The organism is Methylobacterium sp. J-001 (assembly GCF_022829565.1).
Classification (GTDB): domain Bacteria; phylum Pseudomonadota; class Alphaproteobacteria; order Rhizobiales; family Beijerinckiaceae; genus Methylobacterium.
In genome coordinates, this window is sequence record NZ_JAKSYN010000148.1 from 66726 (window position 1) to 93724 (window position 26999).

The 26999-nt window shown below is 67.5% G+C and carries 28 protein-coding genes and 1 tRNA gene; 13 read left to right on the forward strand and 16 right to left on the reverse strand.

What is annotated here, in order from left to right:
- The first annotated feature begins 23 nt into the window (after positions 1-23).
- A tRNA-Leu gene (locus MKK65_RS19115) sits at positions 24-110 on the forward strand.
- A gap of 99 nt (positions 111-209) precedes the next feature.
- Positions 210-458, forward strand: coding sequence for a flagellar protein (locus tag MKK65_RS19120; RefSeq protein ID WP_243959740.1), 249 nt, complete (start codon positions 210-212; stop codon positions 456-458).
- Between the two features lie 12 nt (positions 459-470).
- Here the strand turns inward: MKK65_RS19120 and MKK65_RS19125 are convergent, their stop codons facing one another.
- The 3 genes from MKK65_RS19125 to MKK65_RS19135 form a co-directional block, all read right to left on the reverse strand.
- Positions 471-1187 carry a YoaK family protein gene (locus MKK65_RS19125; RefSeq protein WP_243959742.1) on the reverse strand — a complete coding sequence of 239 codons (717 nt, stop codon included), beginning with the start codon at positions 1185-1187 and terminating at the stop codon, positions 471-473.
- Between the two features lie 265 nt (positions 1188-1452).
- Positions 1453-1839, reverse strand: a complete 387-nt coding sequence (locus tag MKK65_RS19130) for a hypothetical protein (protein WP_243959744.1) — start codon at positions 1837-1839, stop codon at positions 1453-1455.
- A gap of 108 nt (positions 1840-1947) precedes the next feature.
- Positions 1948-2181 carry a hypothetical protein gene (locus MKK65_RS19135; RefSeq protein WP_243959746.1) on the reverse strand — a complete coding sequence of 78 codons (234 nt, stop codon included), beginning with the start codon at positions 2179-2181 and terminating at the stop codon, positions 1948-1950.
- A 410-nt stretch (positions 2182-2591) separates the two neighbouring features.
- Here MKK65_RS19135 and hrpB point away from each other — a divergent pair, with 410 nt between their 5' ends.
- The 7 genes from hrpB (at position 2592) to MKK65_RS19170 (ending at position 9754) form a co-directional block, all read left to right on the forward strand.
- Positions 2592-5045: an ATP-dependent helicase HrpB gene (gene hrpB / locus MKK65_RS19140; protein WP_243959748.1), complete on the forward strand. Its 2454-nt coding sequence runs from the start codon at positions 2592-2594 to the stop codon at positions 5043-5045.
- A 44-nt stretch (positions 5046-5089) separates the two neighbouring features.
- Entirely contained in the window at positions 5090-5515 is a 426-nt protein-coding gene (locus MKK65_RS19145; RefSeq protein WP_243959749.1) for a PaaI family thioesterase, read from the forward strand.
- Positions 5516-5593: 78 nt separating this feature from the next.
- A complete protein-coding gene (locus MKK65_RS19150) occupies positions 5594-6805 on the forward strand; it encodes an SMP-30/gluconolactonase/LRE family protein (RefSeq protein ID WP_243959751.1) in 1212 nt (403 codons plus the stop codon).
- 88 nt (positions 6806-6893) lie between these two features.
- Entirely contained in the window at positions 6894-7478 is a 585-nt protein-coding gene (locus MKK65_RS19155) for a DUF1285 domain-containing protein (RefSeq protein ID WP_243959753.1), read from the forward strand.
- Positions 7475-8122, forward strand: coding sequence for a CoA pyrophosphatase (locus tag MKK65_RS19160; RefSeq protein ID WP_243959755.1), 648 nt, complete (start codon positions 7475-7477; stop codon positions 8120-8122). The genes MKK65_RS19155 and MKK65_RS19160 overlap by 4 nt, the downstream gene beginning before the upstream one ends.
- A gap of 127 nt (positions 8123-8249) precedes the next feature.
- Complete coding sequence (locus tag MKK65_RS19165; protein WP_243959757.1) at positions 8250-8507, forward strand: DUF6111 family protein; 258 nt, start codon at positions 8250-8252, stop codon at positions 8505-8507.
- On the forward strand, positions 8504-9754 hold the full coding sequence (locus tag MKK65_RS19170; RefSeq protein ID WP_243959759.1) for a CCA tRNA nucleotidyltransferase: 1251 nt from the start codon (positions 8504-8506) through the stop codon (positions 9752-9754). Before MKK65_RS19165 ends, MKK65_RS19170 begins: the two co-directional genes overlap by 4 nt.
- Here MKK65_RS19170 and MKK65_RS19175 read toward each other — a convergent pair.
- The 7 genes from MKK65_RS19175 to MKK65_RS19205 all read right to left on the reverse strand — a co-directional run bounded on the left by MKK65_RS19175 (position 9751) and on the right by MKK65_RS19205 (position 16648).
- Positions 9751-10152: a F0F1 ATP synthase subunit epsilon gene (locus MKK65_RS19175; protein WP_243959762.1), complete on the reverse strand. Its 402-nt coding sequence runs from the start codon at positions 10150-10152 to the stop codon at positions 9751-9753. The two genes, MKK65_RS19170 and MKK65_RS19175, sit on opposite strands and share 4 nt — an antisense overlap.
- Positions 10153-10302: 150 nt before the next feature.
- A complete protein-coding gene (atpD, locus tag MKK65_RS19180; RefSeq protein ID WP_243959763.1) occupies positions 10303-11760 on the reverse strand; it encodes a F0F1 ATP synthase subunit beta in 1458 nt (485 codons plus the stop codon).
- Between the two features lie 42 nt (positions 11761-11802).
- Positions 11803-12693, reverse strand: coding sequence for a F0F1 ATP synthase subunit gamma (locus MKK65_RS19185; protein WP_243959765.1), 891 nt, complete (start codon positions 12691-12693; stop codon positions 11803-11805).
- Positions 12694-12855: 162 nt separating this feature from the next.
- Positions 12856-14391, reverse strand: coding sequence for a F0F1 ATP synthase subunit alpha (gene atpA, locus MKK65_RS19190; protein ID WP_058190461.1), 1536 nt, complete (start codon positions 14389-14391; stop codon positions 12856-12858).
- A gap of 55 nt (positions 14392-14446) precedes the next feature.
- Entirely contained in the window at positions 14447-15019 is a 573-nt protein-coding gene (locus tag MKK65_RS19195) for a F0F1 ATP synthase subunit delta (RefSeq protein ID WP_243959767.1), read from the reverse strand.
- Between the two features lie 216 nt (positions 15020-15235).
- The gene (locus MKK65_RS19200; protein WP_243959769.1) at positions 15236-15928 is read right to left on the reverse strand and encodes a DsbA family protein; all 693 of its coding nucleotides are present in this window, start codon (positions 15926-15928) and stop codon (positions 15236-15238) included.
- Positions 15929-16021: 93 nt separating this feature from the next.
- A complete protein-coding gene (locus MKK65_RS19205; RefSeq protein ID WP_058190464.1) occupies positions 16022-16648 on the reverse strand; it encodes a 2-hydroxychromene-2-carboxylate isomerase in 627 nt (208 codons plus the stop codon).
- A 204-nt stretch (positions 16649-16852) separates the two neighbouring features.
- On the opposite strand from MKK65_RS19205, the gene MKK65_RS19210 reads away from it, so the two are divergent.
- Entirely contained in the window at positions 16853-18091 is a 1239-nt protein-coding gene (locus MKK65_RS19210) for an argininosuccinate synthase (RefSeq protein ID WP_243959771.1), read from the forward strand.
- 21 nt (positions 18092-18112) lie between these two features.
- On the opposite strand, the gene MKK65_RS19215 is transcribed toward MKK65_RS19210, so the two are convergent.
- Positions 18113-18733: a hypothetical protein gene (locus tag MKK65_RS19215; RefSeq protein WP_243959773.1), complete on the reverse strand. Its 621-nt coding sequence runs from the start codon at positions 18731-18733 to the stop codon at positions 18113-18115.
- 160 nt (positions 18734-18893) lie between these two features.
- On the opposite strand from MKK65_RS19215, the gene MKK65_RS19220 reads away from it, so the two are divergent.
- Positions 18894-19505, forward strand: a complete 612-nt coding sequence (locus MKK65_RS19220; RefSeq protein WP_313902052.1) for a hypothetical protein — start codon at positions 18894-18896, stop codon at positions 19503-19505.
- A gap of 5 nt (positions 19506-19510) precedes the next feature.
- Here the strand turns inward: MKK65_RS19220 and mtgA are convergent, their stop codons facing one another.
- Positions 19511-20221, reverse strand: coding sequence for a monofunctional biosynthetic peptidoglycan transglycosylase (mtgA, locus tag MKK65_RS19225; RefSeq protein ID WP_409565456.1), 711 nt, complete (start codon positions 20219-20221; stop codon positions 19511-19513).
- A 108-nt stretch (positions 20222-20329) separates the two neighbouring features.
- Between mtgA and MKK65_RS19230 the strand changes: the two genes are divergently transcribed.
- Both MKK65_RS19230 and MKK65_RS19235 read left to right on the forward strand, forming a co-directional pair.
- A complete protein-coding gene (locus MKK65_RS19230) occupies positions 20330-21301 on the forward strand; it encodes a polyprenyl synthetase family protein (RefSeq protein ID WP_243959775.1) in 972 nt (323 codons plus the stop codon).
- A 105-nt stretch (positions 21302-21406) separates the two neighbouring features.
- A complete protein-coding gene (locus tag MKK65_RS19235; protein ID WP_243959777.1) occupies positions 21407-21760 on the forward strand; it encodes a hypothetical protein in 354 nt (117 codons plus the stop codon).
- Between the two features lie 32 nt (positions 21761-21792).
- Here MKK65_RS19235 and mmsB read toward each other — a convergent pair whose 3' ends face one another.
- The 4 genes from mmsB to MKK65_RS19255 all read right to left on the reverse strand — a co-directional run bounded on the left by mmsB (position 21793) and on the right by MKK65_RS19255 (position 26956).
- Positions 21793-22995, reverse strand: coding sequence for a multiple monosaccharide ABC transporter permease (gene mmsB / locus MKK65_RS19240; RefSeq protein ID WP_409565458.1), 1203 nt, complete (start codon positions 22993-22995; stop codon positions 21793-21795).
- 23 nt (positions 22996-23018) lie between these two features.
- Positions 23019-24554 (reverse strand): multiple monosaccharide ABC transporter ATP-binding protein, encoded by a 1536-nt coding sequence (mmsA, locus tag MKK65_RS19245; protein ID WP_243959781.1) that lies wholly within the window; start codon positions 24552-24554, stop codon positions 23019-23021.
- A gap of 113 nt (positions 24555-24667) precedes the next feature.
- Positions 24668-25741 (reverse strand): multiple monosaccharide ABC transporter substrate-binding protein, encoded by a 1074-nt coding sequence (gene chvE, locus MKK65_RS19250; protein WP_243959783.1) that lies wholly within the window; start codon positions 25739-25741, stop codon positions 24668-24670.
- Positions 25742-26203: 462 nt separating this feature from the next.
- Positions 26204-26956: an SDR family oxidoreductase gene (locus MKK65_RS19255; RefSeq protein WP_058190471.1), complete on the reverse strand. Its 753-nt coding sequence runs from the start codon at positions 26954-26956 to the stop codon at positions 26204-26206.
- Between the last annotated feature and the right edge of the window lie 43 nt (positions 26957-26999).

Sequence of the window (26999 nt, forward strand, 5' to 3'; positions counted from 1 at the left end):
GGCGCAGCTACCGAGGGAGCCATGCGGACGTGGCGGAACCGGTAGACGCACGAGACTTAAAATCTTGCGGCCGCAAGGCCGTGCGGGTTCGAGTCCCGCCGTCCGCACCACAACCGTTTACCGGATCGATGCAATCCCGCGCATTTTAGCGATTCGCCTAACCGTCGCGTCGCATCTCCGTGTCAGACTGAGCGACAGGAGACCCAACGATGATCGACGCGCTTCAGACGGCCACCGCCGGCATGACCCGGGCGACCGATCGGCTCGGGACGGCAGCCCAAAAAGTTGCCGAGATCGGCGCACCGGCCGAGGATGCGAGCCTACCGCCCGCCGCGCAGGTCGACCTGTCCAGCACCGTCGCCGACCTGATCGGGTCGCGGACATCCTTCGCGTTGAACGCCGCCGTGGCGCGCACTGCCGACCGCATGAGCGGGCAGCTCCTCGACATCACGGCTTAATCGCGGCGCCCGTCATTCCGCCGGGGCCGAGCGGCGGGCGCCGAGCACTGGAACCGCCAGCAGCGCCAGGATCCCCGCAGCGGCGAACAGCAGCCCCACGCCAATCGTGCGATAGGCCAAAACGCCCACCAAGCCGCCGCCGAGGAATGCGCCGACCGTCATCAGGTGGAGTCGCAGCTTGTCCGGGTCGTAGCGTTTGGCCAGGGTGTCGCCAGCCTTGCGGTCCAGCCACCGCGCGAGTTCGATCCCGATATCGGTGACCATGCCGGTGACATGGGTGGTCCGGACGCGGGCATCGGTGATCTTGGTCACCACGGCGTTCTGCAGGCCGAGGACGAAACTGAGGCCGAACACCAGGGCCTCGCCGCGTGCGGGTTCGGTGAGCGGCAGGGCGACGACGCCGATGGCCACGAGCAAGATGGCCTCCGCGCAGATGCTGTAGGCGTAGGCATCGTGGCGCGCATGGCGCCGCCGACGGCGGATCAGGAGCGTCGAGGTCGCTGCGCCCAGCCCGAACAGGATAACGAGGAGCAGCGCCTTGGCGGCCAAGACAAGGTCGCCGGTTCCAGCTCGATCCGAGATCGCCGAGACATTGCCGGTCATGTTGGAGGCGTAGAAGCCAACGGCGTAAAATCCCGCCGTGTTCAGGGCACCGGCCAGAGCGGCGAGGGACCAGGAGAGATTGAGATCCGCCTGGACGGTGCGCGTCCTGCCTTCATGGACAAGCATGGATTCGCCGAAGCCGTTGAACCGATACCGAATAAGTCGGCAAGCGTAACCGACCACACTGCGATCGGGTACGCGCTCTCGGTGCAAGCGTGCCCTGCAGTGTGTCGGCACATCGCTCGAACACAGTGGCTAAGCGCAGCGCAGACCGCGAACGGAGCACATCCGCCTTCTTGTCCGAACAGGGCGCACGGCACGCATGGCTCCGGGCAGCGCGACGCGGACCGCCCGGAACGTCACGATTGCGCCGACCCAGTACGGTCCGCCTTCACCAGCCGCGGTAGCGGCGGCCGTAACCGTCACTGTCGTCGCAATCCCAGTCCTCGCGCCAACGGCGGTGACCGTAGCCGACCGGCACGCGCTCGTAGGTGACGACCCGTCGGGTCGCGTAGACCGGCTCCACCTCCTCGTAGGCGCGATAGACCGGACGCGGCCGCACAACGACGGGCGTCGGTCCATAACCGTCGTAGGGCGAGCCGTAGGAGTAGGCGGGGCCGGGTGCGGCCTGGGCTGCGGCGCCGATCAGGGCACCGGCAGCCAGGCCACCGATGATGCCCGCCGCGATGGCACCGCCGCCGCGGGCTTCAGCGGCGGTGGAAGCGAGGGTCCCCGCGCCGATCAGCGCGGCGGCCGAAAGCACAGCGATCCGTCTCATGACCTGACTCCGAATGAAGCGCGGGACCGCTCGGGGCGATCCCGATCACGGAAGACAGAATGCCTAGGTTTGCCTGGACCGAAGCTGAAGTGCGCTTGCAGCCACTGTTCAGCTTTCCGCCTTGCTGGCGGCCTCCGGCGCCGCGCGGATGTAGCCGCGCAAGATTAAACGGCTACGCTCTCGGGTCCGCCGCTCGGCGTCCATCAGGTCGGACAGGGCATCAGCGATCGCGCAGCGGAGCGCGATGCCGGCATCGCCACCGGCAATGCCGAGATAGGCGCGGCTGATCGCGTCTACCGGGCAGCCATGATCCGTCTGTGCGGCAATCGCCTGGGTCGGCATCAGGGTCTCCTTCGTTGCGCGCGGAACGAAGGAAGAACAAGCCATAAGGGTGAACGTTTCGTCAACGCCCCGTCGCCTCCGTTGGGACGGCCCGTCGACCCTGTGGATAACGGGCATCCGTCTCTACGTGGGCTGTGGATAGGGCGGTTCACTCCGGCAGGCGGGGCAGGCGCTGGCCGGTCTCGGGAATCGGATAGCGCGCCACGTTCAGCGCCATGGCGAGTAAGGTGTAGTAACCCGAGCGCATCGTTTCACTCCCAGATTGTTGGGAGCAGGTTCGTGCCGACTTGTGGTGCCCACCAGAGCGCAACGCCCCGATCGGTATCGATCCCGCGGCGGCGTCAGGCGCATCGGCCAAGTGATCGGCCAAGTGGTTGCACCTCGCGCCCAGCCGGGCCATCAGCGAGGCGATGGCCGGTCCCGTTACCGCACTGCCGATCGAGGCGGTGCTCCCCGAACTGCGCGACGCGCTCGCCGCCCGGAACGCCGCCGTGCTGGTGGCACCGCCCGGCGCCGGTAAGACCACACGCGTTCCCCTCGATTTGCTCGACGCGCCCTGGCTCGCCGGGCGCAAGATCATCCTGCTGGAACCGCGCCGCCTCGCGGCCAGGGCCGCGGCCGCCCGGATGGCGCAGTCGCTCGGCGAGCCGGTGGGCGGGACGGTCGGCCTGCGGGTCCGGCTCGGCTCGAAGATCTCGGCGAAGACCCGGATCGAGGTGGTGACCGAGGGCGTGTTCACGCGCATGATCCTCGAAGATCCGGAGCTTGCGAGCGTCGGAGCGGTCCTATTCGACGAATTCCACGAACGCTCCCTCGACGCCGATCTCGGTCTGGCCTTCGCGTGCGATGCGCAGAGCGGGCTGCGAGAGGACCTGCGGATCCTGGTCATGTCGGCAACCCTGGATGGCGCCCGGGTCGCACGGCTGCTCGGCGACGCCCCGGTTGTAACCTCCGAGGGCCGGGCTTTCCCGGTGGAGACCCGCTACGCGGAGCGCGATCCGAATCGGCGGATCGAAGATTCGGTCGCCGAGGTGACGTTGCGCGCGCTCCGAGCGGATCCTGGCTCGGTGCTGGTGTTCCTGCCGGGCCAGGCCGAGATCCGCAGGACTCATGATCTTCTCGCCGAAAAAGTCGGGCCGGAGGTGCAGCTGGCCCCGCTCTACGGTGCGCTCACCCCGGCCGAGCAGGACCGCGCTGTCGCGCCGGCGCCTCCAGGCACCCGCAAGGTCGTGCTAGCCACCAGCATCGCCGAGACCTCACTGACCATCGAGGGCGTCCGGATCGTGGTCGATTCCGGCCTCGCCCGGGTGCCGGTCTACGAGCCGGGCCTCGGCCTGACCCGGCTGGTCACCGCCCGGGCGTCGCGCGCCTCCGTGGATCAGCGCCGGGGTCGCGCCGGACGGACCGAGCCGGGCCTGTGCTGGCGGCTCTGGTCGGAGGCCGGCACCAGCGCGCTCGAACCCTTCACCAGGCCCGAGATCCTGTCGGCCGACCTCGCCGGGCTGCTGCTCGATTGCGCTGCCTGGGGCGTCACCGATCCGCGCACGCTCAACTTCCTCGACCCGCCCCCCGCCGCCGCGCTCACGGAGGCCCGCACCATGCTCGGCGCCCTTGGGGCGCTCGATGGCGACGGGCGGCTCACCGAGATCGGCACGCGGCTGCGCGCCCTGCCGCTGCCGCCCCGGCTCGCCCGGATGGTGTCGGTGGCGGCGGGGATCGACCAGGCGCGGGCCGCCGCCGACCTCGCGGCGGTGCTGGTGGAGCGCGGTCTCGGCGGCGACGGCATCGATCTCGACGAGCGGGTCGAGCGCTTCCGCCGGGACCGGGGCGGCCGGACCGCGGACATGCGTCGCCTTTCCGAGAACTGGGCGCGGATCGCCGGCGGCGCCCAGCAGAACGACCGCGAGGCGGCCGGCCCGCTGCTGGCACTGGCCTATCCCGACCGGGTCGCCCGCGCCCGGGGCCGGGAGGGCGAGTTCGTCATGGCCAGCGGCCGCGCCGGCCGGCTCGATCCGGCGAGCCCGCTCGCCCGGGACACCTACCTGGTGATCGCGGACCTCATAGGCGCCGCTGGCAATGCCCGCATCCTGGCCGCCGCCGCGATCGGTGCCGAGGCGATCGAGCGGCTCTTCGCCGACCGGATCGAGGCCCGCACCGAGGTGACCTTCGATCCGCAGGCCGCCGCCCTGCGCGCCCGGGCGGTCCGGCGCCTGGGCGCGGTCAATCTCGGGGAACGGCCGCTGCCGATCCCGGCTGAGCCGGACTCCGCCGCGATCCTCGCCCGCGGCATCGTCGGGCTCGGCCTCGATCGCCTGCCCTGGACCGCTGGCCTGTCGCAATGGCGCGCCCGCGTGCAATTCCTGCGCGCCGCCGATGGCGGGGATTGGCCGGACCTGTCCGACGCCGCGCTGGCCGAGAGCGCCGAGACCTGGCTGGCCCCCGCCCTCATCGGCCGCAATGCGCTGGCCGCCATCACTACAGACGACCTCGCGGGTGCCCTGCAGAACTTGCTGCCCTGGCAACTGCGCAGCCGGCTCGATTCCGAGGCACCGACCCATGTCGAGGTGCCAACCGGTTCGCGCATCCCGGTCGACTACACCGAAGCCGAACCGGTCCTGGCCGTCCGGGTGCAGGAGCTGTTCGGCCTCGATCGGCACCCGACCGCCGGTGGCCGGCCCCTCGTCCTGCACCTGTTGTCGCCGGCCCATCGTCCGATCCAGATTACCCGGGATCTGCCGGGCTTCTGGCGCGGTTCCTGGGCGGCGGTGCGGGCGGAGATGCGCGGGCGCTATCTGCGCCACCCATGGCCGGAGGATCCGCTGGCCGAGGCGCCGACCCGACGCGCCAAGCCACGCGGGACGTAAGATCCGGCACCGGCCAACCCCCACGACAGGACGCACGTGCGCCGATGACGACCGACCCGAAAGATTTCAATCCCACATTCGAGGGCTGGACGACGGTGGAGGACAAGGGCTTCATCGCCCATGTCGGCCCGCTGCATGTTCGCGACGCCGACGGCGCCTACGCGTTCCGGGCGGAGCAGAAGCACGCCAACCTGATCGGCGTTGTGCATGGCGGCATGCTGATGAGCTTCGCCGACCGAGCGCTGGGCGAGACCGCGATGCGGGCTGCCGACGGCGCCAATTGCGTCACGATTCAGCTCGAGATGAAGTTCATCGATGTCGGCCGCCTCGGCGACTGGATCGAGGTGCACCCGCAGGTGGTCAAGCGCACCGGCTCCCTGGTGTTCATGCGCGGCGATGTCCGGGAAGGCACGCGCTTGGTGGCGTCGGCCGATGGCGTCTGGAAGATCCTACGGCGCAAACCTGGTTGATCCCAAGATCGCCCTCGCCATAATGCCGCGACGCCAAACGTTAGATCGACGATCGGTCGGCACACGGGGAGGAAAATCATGCGGCAATTGCACATGAATGTGGTCGAGACCAAATTCATGGCGCCAAGTCGGCGCGCGATACTTGTCGGAGCCGGCGCTGTTCTGGCTTCCGCCACAAGAGCCGTCGCCCAGCCCGAACCAGCGAGCACCGTGACCAATCCGCCCCGGGATTTCCGGCCCGATGCGTCGCCGACAACCTACTTCACTGACCCTGACGTGATCACGATCGATCCGTCCTTCGAGCGCTACATCGTTCCCAACAGCGCCATCCGCCGCCTGTGGACCGGCGGGCTCTGGGCCGAAGGGCCGGCTTGGAACGGCCTCGGTCGCTTTCTGATCTGGAGCGATATTCCGAACGACCGACAGATGCGGTGGCTGGAGGAAGACGGCCATGTCAGCGTCTTCCGCAGCCACAGCAGCAATTCCAACGGCAACACCTTCGATCGCCAGGGCCGGCAGATCTCCTGCGAGCACATCACCCGGCGGGTGGTGCGCTACGAGCTCGACGGTTCCGCCACGATCCTGGCGGACAGCTTCGACGGAAAACCGTTCAATTCGCCGAACGACGTCGAGCAGCACGCCGACGGGTCGTACTGGTTCACCGATCCGCCCTATGGCGGGCTCCTCTACGAAGGGCTTCCGGACGAGGCTGGCGGCCCATCGAACCCGCAGGGCCGCCTCAACCCGCGTCTCGGCCAGCCGGCGGGCCTCCGGACCAGCCAGCGCGCGCTCCCCAGCGCCCTCTACCGCATCGATCCGACCGGTCGAATCGACCAGGTGCTCACCGACGCGCAGGTGCCGAACCCGAACGGCCTATGCTTCTCGCCCGATCACAAGACGCTCTACCTCTCGTCCACCGGCAAGGGCCCGGGCGATACCGGTCCTGGCGGCAAGGGCGAAATCTACGCGTTCGATGTCGGCACCGGTGCCATCCTCTCGAACCAGCGGAGATTCTCGGACTGCGTCGTCGACGGCGTGAAATGCAGTCCTGACGGAATGCGGGTCGATGTCGACGGCAATGTCTGGTCGGCGAGCAATGCCGGCCGGGCGGTCGGCTACAACGGCGTTACGGTCTGGAACCCGCAGAGCAAGCTGATCGGCCGCATTCGCCTGCCGGAGGTCTGCGGCAACCTCACCTTCGGCGGCCCGAAACGGAATCGCCTGTTCATGACCGCCAGCCAATCGCTCTACGCGGTCTACGTGAACACGCAGGGTGCAGGACCGGCCTGAGGATTGGCGGGTCGGCCTCGGCCTGGGGCAACAGGAGAGGCCACCCGGCCATGGTTGCGGCGCCTCCGGGGCGCTATCTATCGCCGGCATGAGCGACGATCCCGCCCCCGACCCGACCCTGAGCCGCCTGAGCGCGGCACTGGGCGATCTGCCCAAGCGCGGGCTGCCGCCGGTGGAGACCTGGAATCCACCCTATTGCGGCCCCATCGACATCCGCATCGCCGCCGACGGCACCTGGCACCACAACGGTTCCCCGATCCGCCGGGAGAAGCTGGTCAAGCTGTTCGCCACCATCCTGCGGCGCGAGCCGGATGGGCAAGTCGTGCTGGTCACCCCGGTGGAAAGCGTCGGCATCACCGTGGAGGATGCCGCCTTCATCGCCGTGGAGATGGCGGTCGACGGGACGGGGGAGGGCAGGCGGATCTCGTTCCGGACCAATGTCGACGACCTCGTGAGCGTCGATTCCGAGCACGCCCTGCGCTTCGAGCAGGGTCCGGACGGGGCGTTGAAGCCCTATCTCCACGTCCGCCGCGGGCTCTTGGCCCTGGTGACCCGTGCGCTCACCTACGATCTGGTCGATCTCGCCGAGGAACGGGTGATCGACGGGCGGCCATGGCTCGGCCTCTGGGCGGGTGGAACCTTCCATACGCTCGCACAGGCCGAGGCCGCGTGAGCGACACGCTGGCCGATTTTCTCGTCCGGGCCGCGTCCCACCTGGCCCCGGACCCGCCCGGCCCGGACGACCCGACCTCGAATCCCCGAGGCGACCACAGCCTCGACCCGGATGGCAGCGCGGTGATCCCGCCGCCCCCGCATCGACGGGCCGCGGTTCTGGTACCGGTGGTGTTCCGGCCGAACGGTCCGTGGCTGGTGCTGACCCAGCGCGCGGCCAATCTGCGCGATCATTCCGGGCAGGTCGCGTTGCCCGGCGGCAAGATCGATCCGGCCGATCCCGGGCCGGCAGACGCGGCCCTGCGGGAGGCGCACGAGGAGATCGGGCTTGCGCCCGAATCCGTGCGCCTGCTCGGCTATCTCGACCCGTACCTGTCCGGGACCGGCTTCCTGGTGACCCCGGTGATCGGTGTGGTGCCGCCGGAGGCCAGCTTCACCCCGAATCCCGCCGAGGTCGCGGACGTCTTCGAGGTGCCGCTGTCCGTTCTGATGGATCGGGACCGCTACGTGCTGCACGCCCGGGTCTGGCAGGGGCGGCCACGCCGGTACTATGCCCTGACGTTCGAGGATCGGCTGATCTGGGGTGTCACCGCCGGGATCCTGAACAACCTCCGGGAGCGCCTCTACCCGGAGACAAAAGCATGATGCGGCAACGCGGAATCGGGTTTTTCGGGGCTCTCATGCGATGACAGAGGGGTCGATCCGGCTGTTCTTCGCGAACGATAGCCCGTCGCTCCAACGCTGACCCCGAGGGATAAGGCTACCCACACTCATGCTGCGCCGCCTCATCGAAGAGTTCGGCCTCTTCCTCATCCCCTTCGTGCTATTCGTGGTCTACCTTCTGCTGGTCGGCCGCAACCCGCTGCGGCGGGTGCATTGGGATCCGCACATCGTCCGCCTGGTGCTGGCCGGCCTCGCCGTGGTGATCGGCACGCTGGTTTACGAGGGCCTGTTCTCGGAGCGCCGGGCCGGCGGCTACGTTCCGACCCACATGGAGAACGGCCGCCTCATGCCGGGTGAATTCAAGTGACGCAGCCGCTCAACCACGGCGCTTTGACGGCCTTGCTTGCGCAACCCGGCGTACATCACGCGCTCGCGGCCCTGGATGCATCGAACGCGGAAACCCGCCTTGTCGGCGGCTGCGTGCGGGATGCGCTTCTGGGCAAGCCATCCGCCGATATCGACCTCGCGACCACGCTCCTACCAGAGTCAGTGATGGCCGCCGCCCGCGCGATGCCGGGCCTGAAGGCGGTGCCAACGGGGATCGAGCACGGCACGATCACCCTCATCACCGAGCAAGGGCCGATCGAGGTCACCACCCTCCGCGAAGATGTCGAGACCGACGGGCGCCACGCCGTCGTGCGCTTCGGTACTGATTTCGCCAGGGATGCAGAGCGGCGCGACTTTACCGTCAACGCGCTCTCGCTTGGGGCCGACGGGCGCCTGCATGACACGGTCGGGGGCCTCGCCGATCTCGAAGTGGGGCGGATCCGGTTCATCGGGGATCCGGCCACCCGTATCCGCGAGGATGCCTTGCGGATTCTGCGCTTCTTCCGCTTCCACGCACGTTTCGGCGCCGGGCAGCCGGATGAGGCGGCGCTCATCGCCTGCGTCGCCGCCCGGGACGCGCTGGACCAACTGTCCCGCGAGCGAGTCCGGTCGGAATTTTTCAAGCTGCTGGACGCCCAGGGTGGTCTGGCGATGGTCCGTACCCTGAGTGCCACCGGTCTGCTTCAGCAGATCACAGGCGGCGTCGCCGAGTTCGGGCGGCTGGATCGAGCGATGGCCGCTTCGCTCGCGCCCGTGATGCGACTCGCGGCGCTTTCGGTGGGTGGTCGGCACGATGCCGACCGCCTGCGCGACCGGCTGCGCCTGTCGAACCCGGAACATGCGACGCTGACTGGATACGCCGACGCGCTCGCGGACCTTCACGGCCGCGCGGCGATCAGTTCGGCGGCGGCGCGAGCCCTCGCGGCCGAGCATGGCCTGACGCTTCTCAACGAAACACTGGCGATCCTGGCCGGGGAGCCGCGGCCCGTTCTGGATGATGAGGCTCGGCAGGCGCTCGAGACATTAGGCGGGGAAGGGGGGGCACCGCGCTTTCCGCTGGCGGGAGCGGATCTGGTGGCGGCGGGCCTGCCAGCCGGGCCGGCGATCGGCCGGGGCCTAGCCGCAGCTCGGGCTTTCTGGCTCGAGCGCGGATGCCCGACCGGCGCGGAGGCGCGGGCCGAGCTGCTCATGCGCGCGCTGGACGGCGCTCGACAGACGAAAACTTAAAGCTTGAGGAGCGCCTTGGTCTCTTGGAGCTGGACGATCTGACCGTTCAGATCTTCCCGCTTCTGCAGATCCTCGGTGGCGTCGCGCTGCAATTCGGCCGCTTCGATATCCCGGTCGAGCGATTCGTGGGTCAGCTCCTCGATCGGCGCGGCGCGCTCGGCGAGGACGGTGACGGCGGTCGGGCCGATATCAGCAAAGCCGCCGCGGACGTAGATCCGCTTGCCGCTGCCCTGGCTCTCGGTGATCACGATGACACCGACCCGCAGGGAGGTCAGGATCGGGGCATGGCCCGGCATCACGGTCATCTCGCCCTCGGTTCCAGGCAGCTGAACGGCGGTCACCTCGCCGGAATACAGCGTCCGCTCAGGGCCGACGAAATCGAAGTGGAAGGTGGCCATCGGTCTCTAGCTTCCCGAACCCGCAACGTGCGCTCCTCCCCTTGCGGGGAGAAGGTGGAGGTGGGGGTGGTCCAGACGGCACCGAAATGCTCAATCCTGAACCGCCCCCGCCCCCGACCCCTCCCCGCAAGGGGGAGGGAAGGGAGCAGCTTACGCCGCCTTCAGCTTCTTGGCCTTCTCCTGGGCCTGCTCGATGGTGCCGACCATGTAGAAGGCGGCCTCCGGCAGGTCGTCGTAGTCGCCGTTCACCAGACCCTTGAAGCCCTTGATAGTGTCTTCCAGCGGCACCTGCACGCCCGGCGAACCGGTGAACACCTCGGCCACCGTGAAGGGCTGCGAGAAGAAGCGCTCGATCTTGCGGGCACGGGCGACGGTGAGCTTATCCTCCTCGGACAGCTCGTCCATGCCCAGGATCGCGATGATGTCCTGGAGGGCCTTGTAGCGCTGCAGGGTCTGCTGGACGCGGCGGGCGACATCGTAATGCTCCTCGCCGAGGATGGCCGGCGACAGCATGCGCGAGGTCGAGTCCAGCGGATCCACCGCCGGGTAGATGCCCTTCTCGGCGATCGAGCGCGACAGGACGGTCGTGGCGTCGAGGTGGGCGAAGGACGCGGCGGGCGCCGGGTCGGTCAGATCGTCAGCCGGCACGTAGATGGCCTGGACCGAGGTGATCGAACCTTTGGTGGTGGTGGTGATGCGCTCCTGGAGGGCGCCCATGTCGGTGGCGAGCGTCGGCTGGTAGCCCACCGCCGACGGGATGCGGCCGAGCAGCGCCGACACCTCGGAGCCCGCCTGGGTGAAGCGGAAGATGTTGTCTACGAAGAACAGCACGTCCTGGCCCTCGTCGCGGAACTGCTCCGCGATGGTCAGGCCGGTGAGCGCCACACGCGACCGGGCGCCGGGCGACTCGTTCATCTGGCCGTAGACCAGGGCGCACTTGGAGCCCTCGGCCGAGCCGCCATGCTCCTTCGGGTCGACGTTCACCTTGGACTCGATCATCTCGTGATAGAGATCGTTGCCCTCGCGGGTGCGCTCACCGACGCCGGCAAACACGGAATAGCCGGAGTGCACCTTGGCGATGTTGTTGATCAGTTCCATGATCAACACGGTCTTGCCGACGCCCGCGCCGCCGAACAGGCCGACCTTACCGCCCTTGGAGTAGGGGGCCAGCAGGTCCACGACTTTGATGCCGGTGACGAGGATCTGCGCCTCGGTCGACTGATCGGCGTAGGACGGGGCCGGCTGGTGAATGGCGCGGTAGGTATCGCATACCACCGGGCCGAGCTCGTCGATCGGCTCGCCGATGACGTTCATGATCCGGCCCAGGGTGTTCATGCCCACCGGCACCTTGATCGGCTCGCCGGTATCCGTGCACTCCTGACCGCGAGTCAGGCCCTCGGACGTGTCCATGGCGATGCAGCGCACGGTGCTTTCGCCGAGCTGCTGGGCGACCTCGAGGACGAGGCGGGCGCCGTTGTTCCTGGTCTCCAGGGCGTTCAGGATTTCGGGCAGATGCCCGTCGAACTGAACGTCGACCACGGGGCCGATGACCTGGGTGATCTTACCGACCTTGTTGGAGCCGGCGCCGGGGAGTGCGGTGTTCGCCATCGTAAACCTACCCTTCAAGCTGTGCGTTCAGGTCGCGGAGGCTCAGAGAGCTTCCGCGCCCGAGATGATCTCGATGAGTTCTTTGGTGATCATGGCCTGACGCGTCCGGTTGTAGATCAGCGTCTGCTTCTTGATCATCTCGCCCGCATTGCGGGTGGCCGAGTCCATGGCGCTCATGCGCGCACCCTGCTCGGACGCGGCGTTTTCCAAGAGCGCGCGATAGACCTGCACGGTGAGGTTCTTCGGAAGCAGCGTCTCGAGGATCGCCTCTTCGGAAGGCTCGAATTCCAGGGCCGCGTTGCCGAGGGTGGCCTTCGCGGAGGTATCGACCGCCGGAAGCTCCGCCGGGATCAGGCGCTGCGCAGTTGGGACCTGCGAGATCACTGATCGGAACTCCGAATAGAACAGGGTCGCGACGTCGAACTCGCCGGCCTCGAAACGTACCAGGATCTTGTTGGCGATCTCTGCAGCGAACTCGTAATCAACCGGGCGGTTGCCACGAATATCCATGCTCTCGACGATTTGGTCGCGGTAGAGGCGGCGCAGCTGGTCGTTGCCCTTCTTGCCGACCGTCATGATCTTGACGGTCTTGCCCTCGGCGGTAAGCTTCAAGATGTATTCCCGGACCGCCAAGCGGACGATCGAGGAGTTGAAGGCGCCGCACAGGCCGCGGTCGCCGGTGCAGACGACCAAGAGGTGGGTCTGCTCAGCACCCGTGCCTGACAGCAGCTTCGGGGCACCGACGCCGCCGACCAGGTTGCCGGCAAGGTTGCCGAGCACCTGAGCCATCTTCTCGGCGAAGGGACGGCCGGCCTCGGCGGCCATCTGCGCCCGGCGCAGCTTGGCCGCAGCGACCATCTGCATGGCCTTGGTGATCTTCTGCGTCGCCTTCACCGAGGTGATGCGGTTGCGCAGGTCCTTCAAACTCGCCATCGGGCCGCGTCCAGATCCGTTCCAGGGCCTCTCCTCCCCCATGCGGGGAGGAGCCGAAGGTGGGGGTCGTGCCGGGTCTGGCCGCCGACGGTGCAATCAACGCCAGACCCACCCCAAACCCTCCCCACCGGCGGCAGGGAGGTCACTAGGGTACGCGTCCGATCAGTTGCCGATCGACTTGGCCACGCCCTCGACCACGCTCTTCAGCTTGCCAGCGCTCTCGTCCGACAGGTCCTTCGAGGTGGCGATGGCGTTGAGCAGGTCCTGATGCTTCGTGCGCAGCGTGCTGAGCAGGCTGTCCTCGAAGGCGCGGATCTTGCTGACCGGGAGCTTGTCCAGGTAGCCGTTCACGCCGGCGTAGATCACCGCAACCTGCTCTTCCATCTTCAGCGGCGAGAATTGCGGCTGCTTCAGGAGTTCGGTCAGCCGCGAGCCGCGGTTCAGGAGCTGTTGGGTCGAGGCGTCGAGGTCGGAGCCGAACTGCGCGAAGGCCGCCATCTCGCGGTACTGCGCCAGCTCGCCCTTGATCTTGCCGGCGACCTTTTTCATCGCCTTGGTCTGGGCCGAGGAGCCCACCCGCGACACCGAGAGGCCGACGTTCACCGCCGGGCGGATGCCCTGGTAGAACAGGTCGGTCTCAAGGAAGATCTGGCCGTCGGTGATCGAGATCACGTTGGTCGGGATATAGGCCGACACGTCGTTGGCCTGGGTCTCGATGACCGGCAGGGCGGTCAGCGAGCCGTTGCCGGCGGCGTCGCCCATCTTGGCGGCGCGCTCCAGCAGGCGGCTGTGGAGGTAGAACACGTCACCCGGATAGGCCTCGCGGCCCGGCGGGCGGCGCAGCAGCAGCGACATCTGACGGTAAGCAACGGCCTGCTTGGACAGGTCGTCATACACGATCACGGCGTGCATGCCGTTATCGCGGAAATATTCGCCCATGGCACAGCCGGCGAACGGCGCGATGAACTGCATCGGCGCGGCGTCCGAAGCGGTGGCCGCGATGACGATGGAGTATTCCAGGGCGCCCTGGTCCTCGAGCACCTTCACGAACTGGGCGACCGTGGAGCGCTTCTGACCGATGGCGACGTAGATGCAGTAGAGCTTCGACTTCTCGTCGCCGCCCGCAGCGTGGCCGGGCTTCTGGTTCAGGATGGTATCGAGAGCGATGGCGGTCTTGCCGGTCTGGCGATCGCCGATGATCAGCTCGCGCTGGCCGCGGCCGACCGGGATCAGGGCATCGATCGCCTTCAGGCCCGTGGCCATCGGCTCGTGCACCGACTTGCGCGGGATGATGCCCGGCGCCTTCACGTCGACGCGGCGACGCTCGGTCGAGGCGATCGGGCCCTTGCCGTCGATCGGGTTGCCGAGGCCGTCAACCACACGGCCGAGCAGACCCTTGCCGACCGGCACGTCCACGATGGCGCCGGTGCGCTTGACGGTCTGGCCTTCCTTGATCTCGCGGTCGGAGCCGAAGATCACGATGCCGACGTTGTCCTGCTCGAGGTTGAGCGCCATGCCGCGCACCCCCGACTCGAACTCGACCATCTCGCCGGCCTGAACGTTGTCGAGACCATAGGCGCGGGCGATGCCGTCACCGACGGACAAGACCTGACCAACCTCGGAAACCTCGGCCTCTTCACCGAAGTTCTTGATCTGGTCCTTCAGGATCGCGGAGATCTCGGCGGCGCGGATGTCCATACTCGGGCCTCTGTCGCTAAATCGTCAGTGCATGTTCGGATCGGATGCGGCGCGCTTACTGCGCGGTCCGCATCGCGAGGCGGATACCATTAAGCTTGGTCTTGAGGGACGCGTCGATCATGCGCGAGCCCATCCGAACGACGAGGCCGCCGATCAGGCTCGGATCGACGACGAGGTCGAGATCGACATCCGCCTTTGCGATGTCGCGGAGCGATGCCTTGATCTCCTCGATCAACGCGTCGGACGGCCGTTCGGCCACCCGCACCTCGGCGCGCACGACGCCCTTCGAGTCTTGAACCAACGACCGGAAGGCCCTGATCATGCCCGGCAGGGCGAACAGACGCCGATTCGAGGCCGCAAGGCGGATGAAGTTGCCGGCCAGACCGCCGATCCCAGCGCGCTCAAGGACAGCGCCAATGGCGGCGGTCTGCTCGACGGGGGTGAAAGCCGGGCTGCGGACGAGGCGGCGCAGGTCCGCACTCTCCTTCAGCAGGGCATCGAATTGATTGAGAGCCTCGGCGACCGCGTCGACCTGGCGCTCGTCACGCGCGAGCTCGAAAAGGGCGGAAGCGTACCGGCCCGCCACGCCTGCGACCAGGGGACCAGCCTCGGAACCGTTCTGCGCCACCCGTCGCTCTCTTCTCTGTTGCCCGCCCGATCCGCGCGCTCCGGCCGGGAACGCGGTGCGGATCTCGTTCGGGACGTGGGATCGCGCCAGCAGCGGGAACGGTCGAGAACCAGCCCTTGTGGCGCGGCGACCGCCTAGCATGCCAGCATGGCCGCACGCAACACGGGCCGGCACGGCTCTGCGCGATACGGCGGCGGAAGTGTGACGCAATCGGCCTCAGCAGGCGAGCCGATCGCATCGCCGGGTGCTGGCGATCATCTTCGCCATGGCGTTGGCACCCGGATGCCCGAGGATGCCGCTGTTACCGAGAACGTAGGACGGCGTCGCGTAGAGGCCGAGATCGGCCGCCATCCGCATCTGGCTCTTGAGCGCCAGCCGGACCTCCTCGCTGTCGGCGATCTCCTCGACCTCCGCCTGCGGGATGCCGAGCGCGGCCGCGGCCGTCAGAGCGCCGGGCCCGTCGATGCGGCCAGGCTTGCTCAACAGGGTCCGGTAGAAATTCCAGGCGGCGGCCGAGCCGAGCTTGCGCTGGACGGCCAGCATCACCTTGGCCGCCTGTGCGGATTGCGGCGACAGGATCGGGTTGTTGACGAGGCCGATGCGCAGGTCCGGATCGGAGTCGTGGAGGGCGACGACGTCAGCGGCGGCCTTGCGGCAGTAGGGGCAGTTGAAGTCGAAGAACTCGTAGAGCGTGGTCTGGCCCTCGCGCGGGCCGGCATAGGTGACGCCGCGCAGGCCCGGGATCTGCCCGGTGATCTCCCCCGGCAGGATCGAGTTCGCGACCGGCCTCCCATCGTCGCCGGTGACCGCGACGCGCTGGCCGTAGGATTGCGCGGCGGCACGCCCCGGTCCGGCAGCCAGGGAAGCGCCGGCGGTGAACGCGAGGAGGTGACGACGGGACAGCGTCATGGAAAGCGTCCGGGATAAGAAATCGGTTCGGCCGAGACTGAGCTGGCCTGCGGGGTCGCCTCGCCGTGATGGCGCAGCTCCGTGAACGGCGCCCTACCGGATCCCGGCCGGCCGGTCGCCTACCGCCCAGGCCAAGGCCTGTTCCAGTCGGTCGTTGCCCCAGAACAGCTCGCCGTCGTCGGCCAGGAAGGTCGGGGCGCCGTAGATGCCGCGGGAGCGCGCCTCCTCGACGCTGACCCGCAGCCGGGTCTTGTTCGCCTCACCGGCGGCGGCGCGCACGGTCTGGGTCCCGTCCAGACCCAGCGAATCGAGGATTTCGACCACGGCGGTCGGCTCGGCGATGGAGCGGCCCTCGGCGAAGCTCGCAGAAAAGACCGCCTTCGAGAACGGCACCAGCCAATCCTGGTCGTGGCCGTAGACCGCCGCCCGCACCGCGCTGAGGCTGTTCTGGGGAAACTGCGCCGGCCGGGTCAGCGGCGGCAGCCCGAGCCGGGCGGCCTCGCGCTCCACGTCGCGCCACATGTTCTTGCCCTTGGCCGGGTAGAGGTTGAAGGGCGAGGTGGTCCAGCCCTGCGACGCGAACAGCGGCCCGACCAGGAACGGCCGCCAGCGTACCGCGACCCCGGCCTCGGCCGCGGCGGCCTCGATCCGCATCGCCGCGAGGTACGAATACGAGGAGGCGAATTCGTACCAGAACTCCAGGGTTGGCTGGCGCGCCATGGACTTGGCTTCTCCGATGCTCTTCGTGCGGCCGGGATCAGGCAATGCCCGCGCCGCGCCGTGCCTGACACGGCCGCAAGGCCGTCATGAGGCGAAACGCTGTCGATCGTCCGGCAACAGGCTACGCGCGAAGCGGCACGCCGGTTGCAGGCCGATGACACCCGCGATAAGCCGCCGACACCCTGCACCAGTTCCGGAACCAGCATGTCCGATCCCGCGAAGAGCCCCGTGAAGAAGGTGGTGCTGGCCTATTCCGGCGGCCTGGACACCTCGATCATCCTGAAGTGGCTGCAGACCACCTACGGCTGCGAGGTCATCACCTTCACGGCCGATCTCGGCCAGGGTGAAGAGCTGGAGCCGGCCCGCCGCAAGGCCGAGCTGCTGGGGATCAAGCCGGAGAACATCTTCATCGAGGATCTGCGCGAGGAGTTCGTGCGGGACTACGTGTTCCCGATGTTCCGCGCCAACGCCGTCTACGAGGGCGTGTACCTGCTCGGCACCTCGATCGCGCGACCGCTGATCGCCAAGAAGCAGATCGAGATCGCCGAGCGGCTCGGGGCCGACGCGGTCTGCCACGGCGCCACAGGCAAGGGCAACGACCAGGTCCGGTTCGAGCTCGGCTATTATGCCCTGAAGCCCGACGTGACGGTGATCGCCCCCTGGCGCGAATGGGACCTGCGCTCCCGCGAACAACTGATCGCCTTCGCCGAGCAGCACCAGATCCCGATCGCCAAGGACAAGCGCGGCGAGAGCCCGTTCTCGGTGGACGCCAACCTCCTGCATGCCTCCTCGGAGGGCAAGGTGCTGGAGGATCCGGCGGTGGAAGTGCCCGACTATGTCTTCTCCCGGACGATCTCGCCCGAGCAGGCGCCGGACACGCCGACCATCGTCACGATCGGCTTCGAGAAGGGCGATGCGGTCTCGATCGACGGCGAAAAGCTCTCGCCCGCGAGCCTTCTGGCCAAGCTCAACCAGCTCGGCCACGACAACGGCATCGGCCGGCTCGACCTCGTCGAGAACCGCTTCGTCGGCATGAAGAGCCGCGGCATGTACGAGACGCCGGGCGGCACGATCCTGCTGCCGGCCCACCGGGCGATCGAATCGATCACGCTGGACCGGGGCGCGGCCCACCTCAAGGACCAGCTGATGCCGCAATACGCGGAGCTGATCTACAACGGCTTCTGGTTCTCGCCCGAGCGCGAGATGATCCAGGCGCTGATCGACAAGAGCCAGGAGAAGGTCACCGGTACGGTGCGGCTGAAGCTCTACAAGGGCGGCGTCCACGTGATCGGCCGCGAGAGCCCGAACTCGCTCTACGACCAGGACCTCGTGACCTTCGAGGAGGGCGCCGTCGCCTACGACCACCGCGACGCGGCGGGATTCATCAAGCTCAACGCGCTCCGGCTGCGCACCCTGGCGCAGCGCAAGAAGCGGGACGCCTGAGCGTCCCCCGGGGGCCCGCGCTCAGGCAAGCTCCCAGACCGAGGCGGCGTTCCGGCGGTAGGTGCCGGGCCCGAGATCCGCGTAGCGCAGAAAGATCTGGAAGGCCGGCTGCATTTCGCGGTGAAGCCGGACCAGGCTGTCCGGATCGGCCGTCCCATCCAGATGGCGGCCCATGTCGAGGGTGTACGCTTCCGTCCCGCCATAGGGCCGCTCGGGGTCGATGCGCGGAACGCTGTGATCGTCGTCCCACACGTGGTTGAGCCGCGGGATCAGCGCGAGGTGATCCTGCGTCACCGCGAAGGTGATGTGCTCGGGCGTCTCACCGGTCGCCGAATCCCGAAACACGTCGGTGATCGCTGCACAATCCAGTTTCGCCAACGGATTGTGGTACTGGTAGCGACCGGGCTTCAGCGTGGCGTTTTGCGAAAAAACGGCGATCCCATCCTCCAGCGCCCGATGCTCCTCCTCGGCGCCGTCGTCGTCGCCCGTGACGTTGGCGATGTCGCCGTCGCGATCGTGGCTGCCGTAGGGCGCCTCCGGGTGGATCATCGGCGCGCCGGGCTCAGCGCCGTTCCAGGCGACCACCATGCGGCGGATCAGGGCGATGCGTTCGAGGGTGAGGTCATAGACGGCATCGTTCATAATCGGTGGGTCCCAGGTGTCGCGGATCTGGCGCCCCTCTTACAGAGCCGATTCGGCGGCTGCTACCGCCTGCAATCCGCTTGCATCCGTGTGCGGTCCGATCAACCTGTATCGGGTCCGGATGTCGCGAGTCGGGGACGCCCATGGCTGGTTCGGTCATATGACGGTGCGGGGCGATCGGCCCGAGCGGCGCAATCCCGCACTGCCGCAAACCGGCATGCGCCTCCTCGACCGATACCTGCCGACCTACCAGTTCAGCGAGACGCATGCCTGCCGGGTGGCCGCCGAACCGGCCTCGATCCTCGACAGCGTCGTCGCCTATCGCCCGGACTCGGACCGGTTCTTCCGGTTCATGATCGGCCTGCGGGAACTTCCGATGCGCCTCCTCCATGAGCCGGAGGCAACGCGGGCGCCGTTCGGCTTCCACGAGTTCACAGTGCTCGACCGAAGCGAGACCGAGATCGTCTACGGCTTGATCGGCCGGTTCTGGCGCCCGGATTTCGGCCTGCAGCCGATCGCCGACGCCGACGCTTTCCTGGCGTTCGACGCGCCCTACGCGGCCAAGCTCGCCCTGGCCTTCACGGCGCAGCGCGATCCCGACGGCCGGACCCGGCTCATCACCGAGACGCGCGTGTCCTGCGCGAGCCGCGCCGCGTGCCTGAAATTCACGCCCTACTGGCTCCTGATCCGCCCGGTCAGCGGCCTCGTTCGCCGCCGTTCCCTCGCGTCGATCAAGAACGCCAGCGAGCGGGCAGCGCGCGGCCAAACGTAAAAGAATTACCGTCGCAGACAGCCCGTGAGCCCTTCGATCTGGCCCATCATCGCCTGGATTTGCGCGGCGCGGCGGCGGACGCCGGTGGAAGGACGGCCGGCGCTGCGGGTGATTGGGTTCGGCAGGACGGCGGCCAGCAGCGCCGCCTCGCTTCGGCTTAAGCGGCTGGCATCCTTTCCGAACCAGTGGCGGCTCGCCGCCTGCGCGCCGTAGATCCCATCGCCCCATTCGGCGACGTTGAGATAAATCTCCATCATCCGCCGCTTGCCCCAGAGAGCGTCGAGCGCAAGCGCGAGCGGAATCTCGAAGGCTTTTCGGATGTAGGACCGGCCCGGCCATAGGAAGACGTTCTTCACGGTCTGCATGGCGATGGTCGAGGCGCCCCGGCTCGGCGAATCCTCATCCTCCACGACTTCGCGGATCGCGCCAAAATCGACGCCGTAATCCAGGCAGAAGCGTTGGTCCTCCGAGGCGATCACCGCCTGCGGCAGCACCGGCGCGATCGACGCCAGCCGCACCGGATCCCGGCTCACAGGCTGAAGCGTCAACCACCGCCCAAGCATCAGGGTCGACGGCGGCGTCACCGCGCTATAGACGAGCGCCAGCGTGAGCGTGAAAACGAATCCGACGGCGGGGAGCAACAGCAGCGCTCCCACGATCCGGCGCACACGGCGGGAGCGCCTCGGGCGAGCGCGCGGCAGGTCGCGTGGGTGCACGCTGGACGCCGCGGTCCGCCTGGGTCCGGTTCGGTCGAACTTGATTTCGTCTCCGCGCAAAGCGACGCCCGATTGATTTCGCCAGGCCAAGACCGGACGCAGCGCCCGATGACCTCGACTTCCTCAACGCAGGCTCAGACCGGTTCGGTCAAGGCTGGCACACCCGCCTCCGAGTTTTCCCACAGGCTGGCGCAGGTCGCCGAGACGGTCGAGACCTTCCTGGTCGACCGTCTCGGACCGGAGGTCGGCCTTGGCGAGATCGCCCGACCGCCACGTCTGATGGAAGCGATGCGCCACGCCGTGCTGGGCGGCGGCAAGCGCCTGCGCCCGTTCCTCGCCATCGAGACCGCCCGGATGCTCGGCGGCTCCGAGGCCGCGGCACTGGCGGCCGGCGCCGGAGTCGAGCTCGTGCATTGCTACAGCCTCGTGCATGACGACCTGCCAGCCATGGACGACGACGACATGCGTCGCGGCAAGCCGACGGTGCACAAGGCCTATGACGAGGCGACCGCGATCCTGGTCGGCGACGCCCTTCAAACGCTGGCCTTCGAGATCGTGGCCGATCCGACCTGGCAGCCGGACGCGCCGATCCGGGCCGACCTGGTGCTCGGGCTGGCCCGCGCCTCCGGTCTCGGCGGCATGGTCGGTGGTCAGCTCCTCGACCTCACCGCCGAGGGGCGATTCGGTGCGGCCAACATGGATGTGGATGACACCCTGCGGATGCAGGCGATGAAGACCGGGGCCATCCTGGCCTTCTCGGTGGAAGCCGGCGCGATCGTCGGCGGCGCCGACGAGGGGCAGCGGGCGGCGCTGCTGCGCTACGGGCTGGCGCTCGGCCAGGCGTTCCAGATCGCCGACGACATCCTCGACCGGGAAGCCTCCCCAGAGGCGATGGGCAAGGCCACCGGCAAGGACAAGGATGCCGGTAAGGCCACGCTGGTCGACCGCCTCGGCCTCGACGGCGCCCGGGCCGAGTGCGACCGCTTGGTCGGCGTCTGTGAGGACGCGGTGGCGCTCTGGGGCGAGAAGGCGCGCACCCTCCGGGATGCGGCCCGATTCACGGTCGCGCGCAAGACCTGAGCGAGCTGGAGCAGGGCATGCGCCCACGACAGGGCAGGCTCGGATGGCGACAATTGAGCGGGTCGGTTTGACCGACCCGCAAGGGCACAGCCTCGATTGTCGGGCATGCCCTCATGTCCGTCCCTCTCCCGCATCCTGGCCGCCGGCTCGGGGCTCGGCGGGCTCGGTTACATGATGACCCATCCGGATCCGTCCGTGGAGAGCGTCATGACCGGCCTGTCGTGCTTGGTGCTGTGTGTTGGCTTCTCGGCGATGCCGGCACCGAAGCCGGCCAAGCATCGGGCACCCGTCCCGACCCCGCCACCGCCGGCACCCGAGCTGCAGACGATGCCGCTCCTGCCGGGACCGCAGCCGCATCAGCTGCTCATGACGACGATCGCGCCACCGGACCGCGAGCTCCCCGAGTTGGGTAGCCAACGGCAGCGCAGCGGCGACCGGCAGCTTCAACCGACCGCGTAGATCGGCGGCGGCGGACCGGCCGTCTTCTGGCGTCAGGCGCGGTTCTTCTTGTTGTAGACGTCGAGGCAAACCGCAGCGAGCAGCACGATCCCCTTGATCACCTGCTGGTAGTCGATGCCGATGCCGAGGATCGACATGCCGTTGTTCATCACGCCGATGATGAACGCCCCGATAACGACCCCTGAGACCTTTCCGATGCCGCCGGCCGCGGAGGCGCCCCCGATGAAGCAGGCGGCGATCACGTCGAGCTCGAAGCCGACGCCGGCCTTCGGGGTCGCGGTGTTGAGCCGCGCGGCGAAGATCATGCCGGCGAGCCCGGCCAGCGCGCCCATATTGGCGAAGGTCAGGAAGGTCAGCCGCTCGGTCTTGATGCCGGACAGGCGCGCAGCCTTGATGTTGCCGCCGAGCGCGTAGATCCGCCGCCCGATCGTCGTGCGCGTGGTGATGAACCGGTACAGCATCACCAGCACGAACATCACGATCAGCACGTTCGGCAGGCCGCGATACGCGTTCATCTGATACGCGAAGGCGAGGATCACGAGAGTCGTGATGCCGTTGCGGGCCACGAACGCGGCCAGGCTGTCGGGCTGGCTGCCATGGCGAACCTGCGCGGAGCGGCGCTGCCAGTTCATGCCGAACAGGCTGAGCGCGAGCACCGCCCCGATCAGCACCGAGGTCCAGGGCCCAGCGAAATTGGTCAGGAAACCCTTGGCGAGGAGCTGGAACACCTCCGGGAACGGCCCGATCGAGGCGCCCTGGAGTAGGGCGAGGGTCAGGCCGCGGAACACCAGCATGCCAGCCAGGGTGACGATGAAGCTGGGAATACCGAGATAGGCGACGAAAGCCCCCTGCAGCCCGCCGATGGCGGCGCCGACCGCGAGGCAGATGATCGTCGCGGAGAGCGGATCGAGGCCGACGCGGACCATCAGAAGGGCCGCCAAGGCGCCGACGAAGCCGACGATCGAGCCGATCGACAGGTCGATATGCCCGGCGACGATGACGAGCAGCATGCCCAGCGCCATCACGACGACGTAGCTGTTCTGCAGGATCAGGTTGGTGAGGTTGAGCGGCTGGAACAGCACGCCGTTGGTCGTGTACTCGAAGAACAGCGTGATCAGCAGCAGGGCGATCAGCAGCCCGTAATCCCGGACCTGCGAGGTCCCGAGGAAGCCGCGTTTCGCCCGCGCATCGGCGGCTGGCTCGGCTTCGGGAATGGAGGCGGCGCCAGGGGTCATCGACTTGCCCGCAGAGAGGTCGGTCATCCGTTCAGGTCCTTCGAGCGCATGATCGCGCGCATGATCGCCTCCTGGCTCGCCTCCGAGCGCTGGAACTCGCCCACGAAACGCCCCTCGTTCATCACGTAGATGCGGTCGCACATGCCGAGCAGCTCCGGCATCTCCGACGAGATCATCAGCACGCCCCGGCCGCCGTCAGCCAACTCGTTGATGATCGAATAGATTTCGTACTTGGCGCCGACATCGATGCCCCGGGTCGGTTCGTCCAGGATCAGCACCTTCGGGTGCGTGAACAGCCATTTGCTCAGCACGACCTTCTGCTGGTTGCCGCCCGAGAGATTCACGGTCTGCTGCGCCACGCCGAAGGAGCGGATCCGCATCTTGGTCCGGTAATCAATGGCGACCTGGCGCTCCTTGTCCTCGTCGATCACCGTCGCCGTGGACACGCCCGGCAGGTTCGCCAAGGTGGTGTTCTTGGTGATGGTCTCGTCGAGCACGAGGCCGAGTTGCTTCCGGTCCTCGGTGACGTAGGCGATGCCCGCCGCGATCGCCTTGCCGATGGACGAGACATCGACATTTCGGCCCTCAATTCGCACTTGGCCCGAGATGCCCTGGCCGTACGAGCGGCCAAACAAGCTCATGGCGAGTTCGGTCCGGCCGGAGCCCATCAAGCCGGCAATGCCGACGATCTCGCCCTTGTTGACGGTGAGGTTGACGGTGCGCACCACCGGGCGATCTGCGTGGACGGCGTGGTGCACCGTCCAGTCGCGCACTTCCAGCATCACGTCACCGATCCGCGGAGCGCGGGGCGGATAGCGATTCGCCATCTCACGGCCAACCATGCCGCGGATGATGCGATCCTCGTCGATCGATCCGTCTCGGCAGTCGAGGGTCTCGACCGTGGTGCCGTCGCGCAGGACGGTGATCCGGTCAGCGACCTTCGCGATCTCGTTGAGCTTGTGCGAGATCAGGATCGAGGCGATGCCCTGCTCCCGGAAGCTGACGAGCAGGCGCAGGAGCGCATCGCTGTCCTTCTCGCTCAAGCTCGCGGTCGGCTCGTCGAGGATGAGCAGCTTGACCTTCTTCGAGAGCGCCTTGGCAATCTCGACGAGTTGCTGCTTGCCGACCCCGAGATGGGTGACCAGCGTATCGGGATACTCATCGAGCCCCACGGTCTTGAGGAGCTCGACGGCCCGGGTGAACATCCGATCCTGATCGATGATGCCGAACCGGGCCGGCTCGTTGCCGAGGAAGATGTTCTCTGCAATCGATAGGAATGGCACCAAGGCCAGTTCCTGGTGAATGATCACGATACCCACGCGCTCACTGTCCGAGATATCCCGGAACTGGCTGAGCCGTCCCTCGTAGTGGATTTCGCCCTCATAGGTGCCGTGCGGATAGACCCCGCTCAGAACCTTCATCAGCGTCGATTTTCCGGCGCCGTTCTCGCCGACCAGGGCGTGGATCTCGGCGGGCTGGACCGTCAGGTTGACGTCCGAAAGCGCCTTGACCCCGGGGAATGTCTTCGTAATCCCTCGCATTTCGAGGACGGGCTGCATGCGACCACTTTCGGCTCAGCGTTTGTATCGGTCGTGCAAGGATCGAACGCCGTTGCCGGGCCTGCCGGCATCAGCCAGATCGGTCGGGGCCGGCATATCCGGCCCCGCTTAGCTCACTTGAGCTGATCGAGCGTGTAGTAGCCCGTATCCACCAGGGCCGGCTTCCAGTTGGCCTTGGTGACGACCACGGGCTTCAGCAGGTAAGCCGGAATGACCTTCTTGCCGTTGTTGTAGGTCTTGGTGTCGTTGACTTCCGGCTGCTTTCCGGTCTCGATGGCGTCGATCATCGCGACCGTCACCTTGGCCAATTCGCGCGTATCCTTGAACACGGTGGAATACTGCTCGCCGGCGATGATCGACTTGATCGATTGCAGCTCGGCGTCCTGGCCGCTGACGACCGGCATTTTCAGGCTGCCGGAGCCGTAGCCGACACCCTTGAGCGACGAGATGATGCCGATCGAGATGCCGTCGTAGGGCGACAGAACCGCATCGAGCTTCGCGCTGCCGTAATAGGCCGAGAGCAGGTTATCCATGCGCGCCTGCGCGGTGGCCGGGTCCCAGCGCAGGGTCGAGACCTTGTCCATGCCGGTCTGGCCGGACCGCACCACCAGTTTCTTCGCGTCGATGTAGGGCTGCAGCACCGAGAGGGCACCGTCGTAGAAGAAGTAGGCGTTGTTGTCGTCGGGCGAGCCGCCGAACAGCTCGATGTTGAACGGGCCCTTGCCCTCCTTCAGTCCCAGCGCCTCGACGATCGAACTGGCCTGCTGCACGCCGACCTGAAAGTTGTCGAACGTCGCGTAAAAGTCGACGTTGGGTGTACCCTTGATCAGGCGATCGTAGGCGATGACCTTGACGCCGGCATCCTTGGCTTTCGACAGCACGTCGCTCAGCGTCGTGCCATCGATCGAGGCGACCACCAGAACCTTCGCCGCCTTGGTGAGCATGTTCTCGATCTGGGCAAGCTGATTCGGGATGTCGTCGTCGGCGTATTGCAGGTCCGGCTTGTACCCCTTGGCCGCCAGCAGCTTCACGATGTTGTTGCCATCGTCGATCCAGCGCTGGGACGACTTGGTCGGCATGGCGACGCCGATCAGGTCGCCGCTGGCGGCGAGCGCTTCGGGCACGGCGAGGCCCGCCAGCAGCGAGGCGCCAAGCGCGAGCTTGAGGAATGTTTGCCTGGTGATCATGAAGTCCCCCCGGTCTCAATCATCCTGCGCGACGGATCTGCGCGCTTCGCGTTGGGCGAATGTTTTTAATTGGCAACACGCATCGATCGACCGGCGCAGTCCGGCTGGTTCGACGATGAATATACTTGCTTACACCGATTGCGGCGGCTCAAATCGATCAAAAGTCTCCAGCACCGGCGCGGCCTAGTCTTCGAACGACTCGCGGTCGCTCGGCGACGGAAGCAGCGATGGCGGCGCACAGGTCACGCGGGCCCTCGCCCCGTGCGCGACTGGGATTAGACCCCAGCCATTCTTGTTGAACGATTTGTATGAGTTATAAATGCGGGCGTCAATCGGCGCCGCGCGGAGCGTACGGGAAAAGCGTGGCTGTTAATGGCGCGAAGGCGCCCCGCTTGTCCGGAGCGCCGAGTGGCTCTCCGTCAGATCGGCTGATTGGCGCCCGGAGCGCGCCGTGTCACGCCATCAACCGCGACCGATGAACGGCATCTTGGTCGCCATGACGGTCATGAACTGAACGTTGGCCTCCAGCGGCAGGTTCGCCATCATCAGCACCGCGTCGCCAACATGGGCCGGGTCCATCACCGCCTCGGCCCGCGTCGTCCCGTCGGCCTGCGCGACGCCGTCCTTCATCTTGCCGCCCATCGGCGTATCGGCGTTGCCGATATCGATCTGGCCGCAGGCGATGTCGTAGGCGCGCCCGTCGAGGGAGGTCGCCTTGGTGATGCCGGTCACGGCGTGCTTGGTCGCTGTGTAGGCGATCGAGTTCGGCCGCGGGGCATGGGCGGAAATCGAGCCGTTGTTGATGATCCGCCCGCCGCGGGGGGTCTGGTTGCGCATGATCCGGAAGGCGTGCTGGGTGCACAGGAACAGGGCCGTCAGGTTGGTGTCGACCACCTGGTGCCAGGTCTCGACTGGCAGATCCTCCAAGGGTACCGGCGGCGCGCCGATGCCGGCATTGTTGAATAGCAGGTCGAGGCGGCCGAAGCGGGACGTCGTCTGCGCGAACAGGTTGGCGATCGAATCCGGGTCGGTCACATCGGTCGGGACCACGAGGGCGCGCCCCGCCTCGATCTGCGCCGCGACCTCGTCCAGCGGCGCCGGACGCCGCCCGGACAACACCACGCTCCACCCGGCTCCGGCGAGTGCCAGGGCCGAAGCCTTGCCGACTCCCGTCCCCGCTCCGGTCACGATCGCGATCCGATCAGCCCTCGACATCGCTGCCTCCCAACTTATGACGTTGTCCTGCCTGAACCGGACG

What these genes read in the sequence shown, in the direction of transcription:
- MKK65_RS19120 (WP_243959740.1), top strand. Translation starts at nt 210, where the DNA reads ATGATCGACGCGCTTCAGACGGCCACCGCCGGCATGACCCGGGCGACC.
- MKK65_RS19125 (WP_243959742.1), bottom strand. Translation starts at nt 1,187, where the DNA reads ATGCTTGTCCATGAAGGCAGGACGCGCACCGTCCAGGCGGATCTCAAT.
- MKK65_RS19130 (WP_243959744.1), bottom strand. Translation starts at nt 1,839, where the DNA reads ATGAGACGGATCGCTGTGCTTTCGGCCGCCGCGCTGATCGGCGCGGGG.
- MKK65_RS19135 (WP_243959746.1), bottom strand. Translation starts at nt 2,181, where the DNA reads ATGCCGACCCAGGCGATTGCCGCACAGACGGATCATGGCTGCCCGGTA.
- hrpB (WP_243959748.1), top strand. Translation starts at nt 2,592, where the DNA reads ATGGCCGGTCCCGTTACCGCACTGCCGATCGAGGCGGTGCTCCCCGAA.
- MKK65_RS19145 (WP_243959749.1), top strand. Translation starts at nt 5,090, where the DNA reads ATGACGACCGACCCGAAAGATTTCAATCCCACATTCGAGGGCTGGACG.
- MKK65_RS19150 (WP_243959751.1), top strand. Translation starts at nt 5,594, where the DNA reads ATGCGGCAATTGCACATGAATGTGGTCGAGACCAAATTCATGGCGCCA.
- MKK65_RS19155 (WP_243959753.1), top strand. Translation starts at nt 6,894, where the DNA reads ATGAGCGACGATCCCGCCCCCGACCCGACCCTGAGCCGCCTGAGCGCG.
- MKK65_RS19165 (WP_243959757.1), top strand. Translation starts at nt 8,250, where the DNA reads ATGCTGCGCCGCCTCATCGAAGAGTTCGGCCTCTTCCTCATCCCCTTC.
- MKK65_RS19175 (WP_243959762.1), bottom strand. Translation starts at nt 10,152, where the DNA reads ATGGCCACCTTCCACTTCGATTTCGTCGGCCCTGAGCGGACGCTGTAT.
- atpD (WP_243959763.1), bottom strand. Translation starts at nt 11,760, where the DNA reads ATGGCGAACACCGCACTCCCCGGCGCCGGCTCCAACAAGGTCGGTAAG.
- MKK65_RS19185 (WP_243959765.1), bottom strand. Translation starts at nt 12,693, where the DNA reads ATGGCGAGTTTGAAGGACCTGCGCAACCGCATCACCTCGGTGAAGGCG.
- atpA (WP_058190461.1), bottom strand. Translation starts at nt 14,391, where the DNA reads ATGGACATCCGCGCCGCCGAGATCTCCGCGATCCTGAAGGACCAGATC.
- MKK65_RS19200 (WP_243959769.1), bottom strand. Translation starts at nt 15,928, where the DNA reads ATGACGCTGTCCCGTCGTCACCTCCTCGCGTTCACCGCCGGCGCTTCC.
- MKK65_RS19205 (WP_058190464.1), bottom strand. Translation starts at nt 16,648, where the DNA reads ATGGCGCGCCAGCCAACCCTGGAGTTCTGGTACGAATTCGCCTCCTCG.
- MKK65_RS19210 (WP_243959771.1), top strand. Translation starts at nt 16,853, where the DNA reads ATGTCCGATCCCGCGAAGAGCCCCGTGAAGAAGGTGGTGCTGGCCTAT.
- MKK65_RS19215 (WP_243959773.1), bottom strand. Translation starts at nt 18,733, where the DNA reads ATGAACGATGCCGTCTATGACCTCACCCTCGAACGCATCGCCCTGATC.
- MKK65_RS19220 (WP_313902052.1), top strand. Translation starts at nt 18,894, where the DNA reads ATGACGGTGCGGGGCGATCGGCCCGAGCGGCGCAATCCCGCACTGCCG.
- MKK65_RS19230 (WP_243959775.1), top strand. Translation starts at nt 20,330, where the DNA reads ATGACCTCGACTTCCTCAACGCAGGCTCAGACCGGTTCGGTCAAGGCT.
- MKK65_RS19235 (WP_243959777.1), top strand. Translation starts at nt 21,407, where the DNA reads ATGCCCTCATGTCCGTCCCTCTCCCGCATCCTGGCCGCCGGCTCGGGG.
- mmsB (WP_409565458.1), bottom strand. Translation starts at nt 22,995, where the DNA reads ATGACCCCTGGCGCCGCCTCCATTCCCGAAGCCGAGCCAGCCGCCGAT.
- mmsA (WP_243959781.1), bottom strand. Translation starts at nt 24,554, where the DNA reads ATGCAGCCCGTCCTCGAAATGCGAGGGATTACGAAGACATTCCCCGGG.
- chvE (WP_243959783.1), bottom strand. Translation starts at nt 25,741, where the DNA reads ATGATCACCAGGCAAACATTCCTCAAGCTCGCGCTTGGCGCCTCGCTG.
- MKK65_RS19255 (WP_058190471.1), bottom strand. Translation starts at nt 26,956, where the DNA reads ATGTCGAGGGCTGATCGGATCGCGATCGTGACCGGAGCGGGGACGGGA.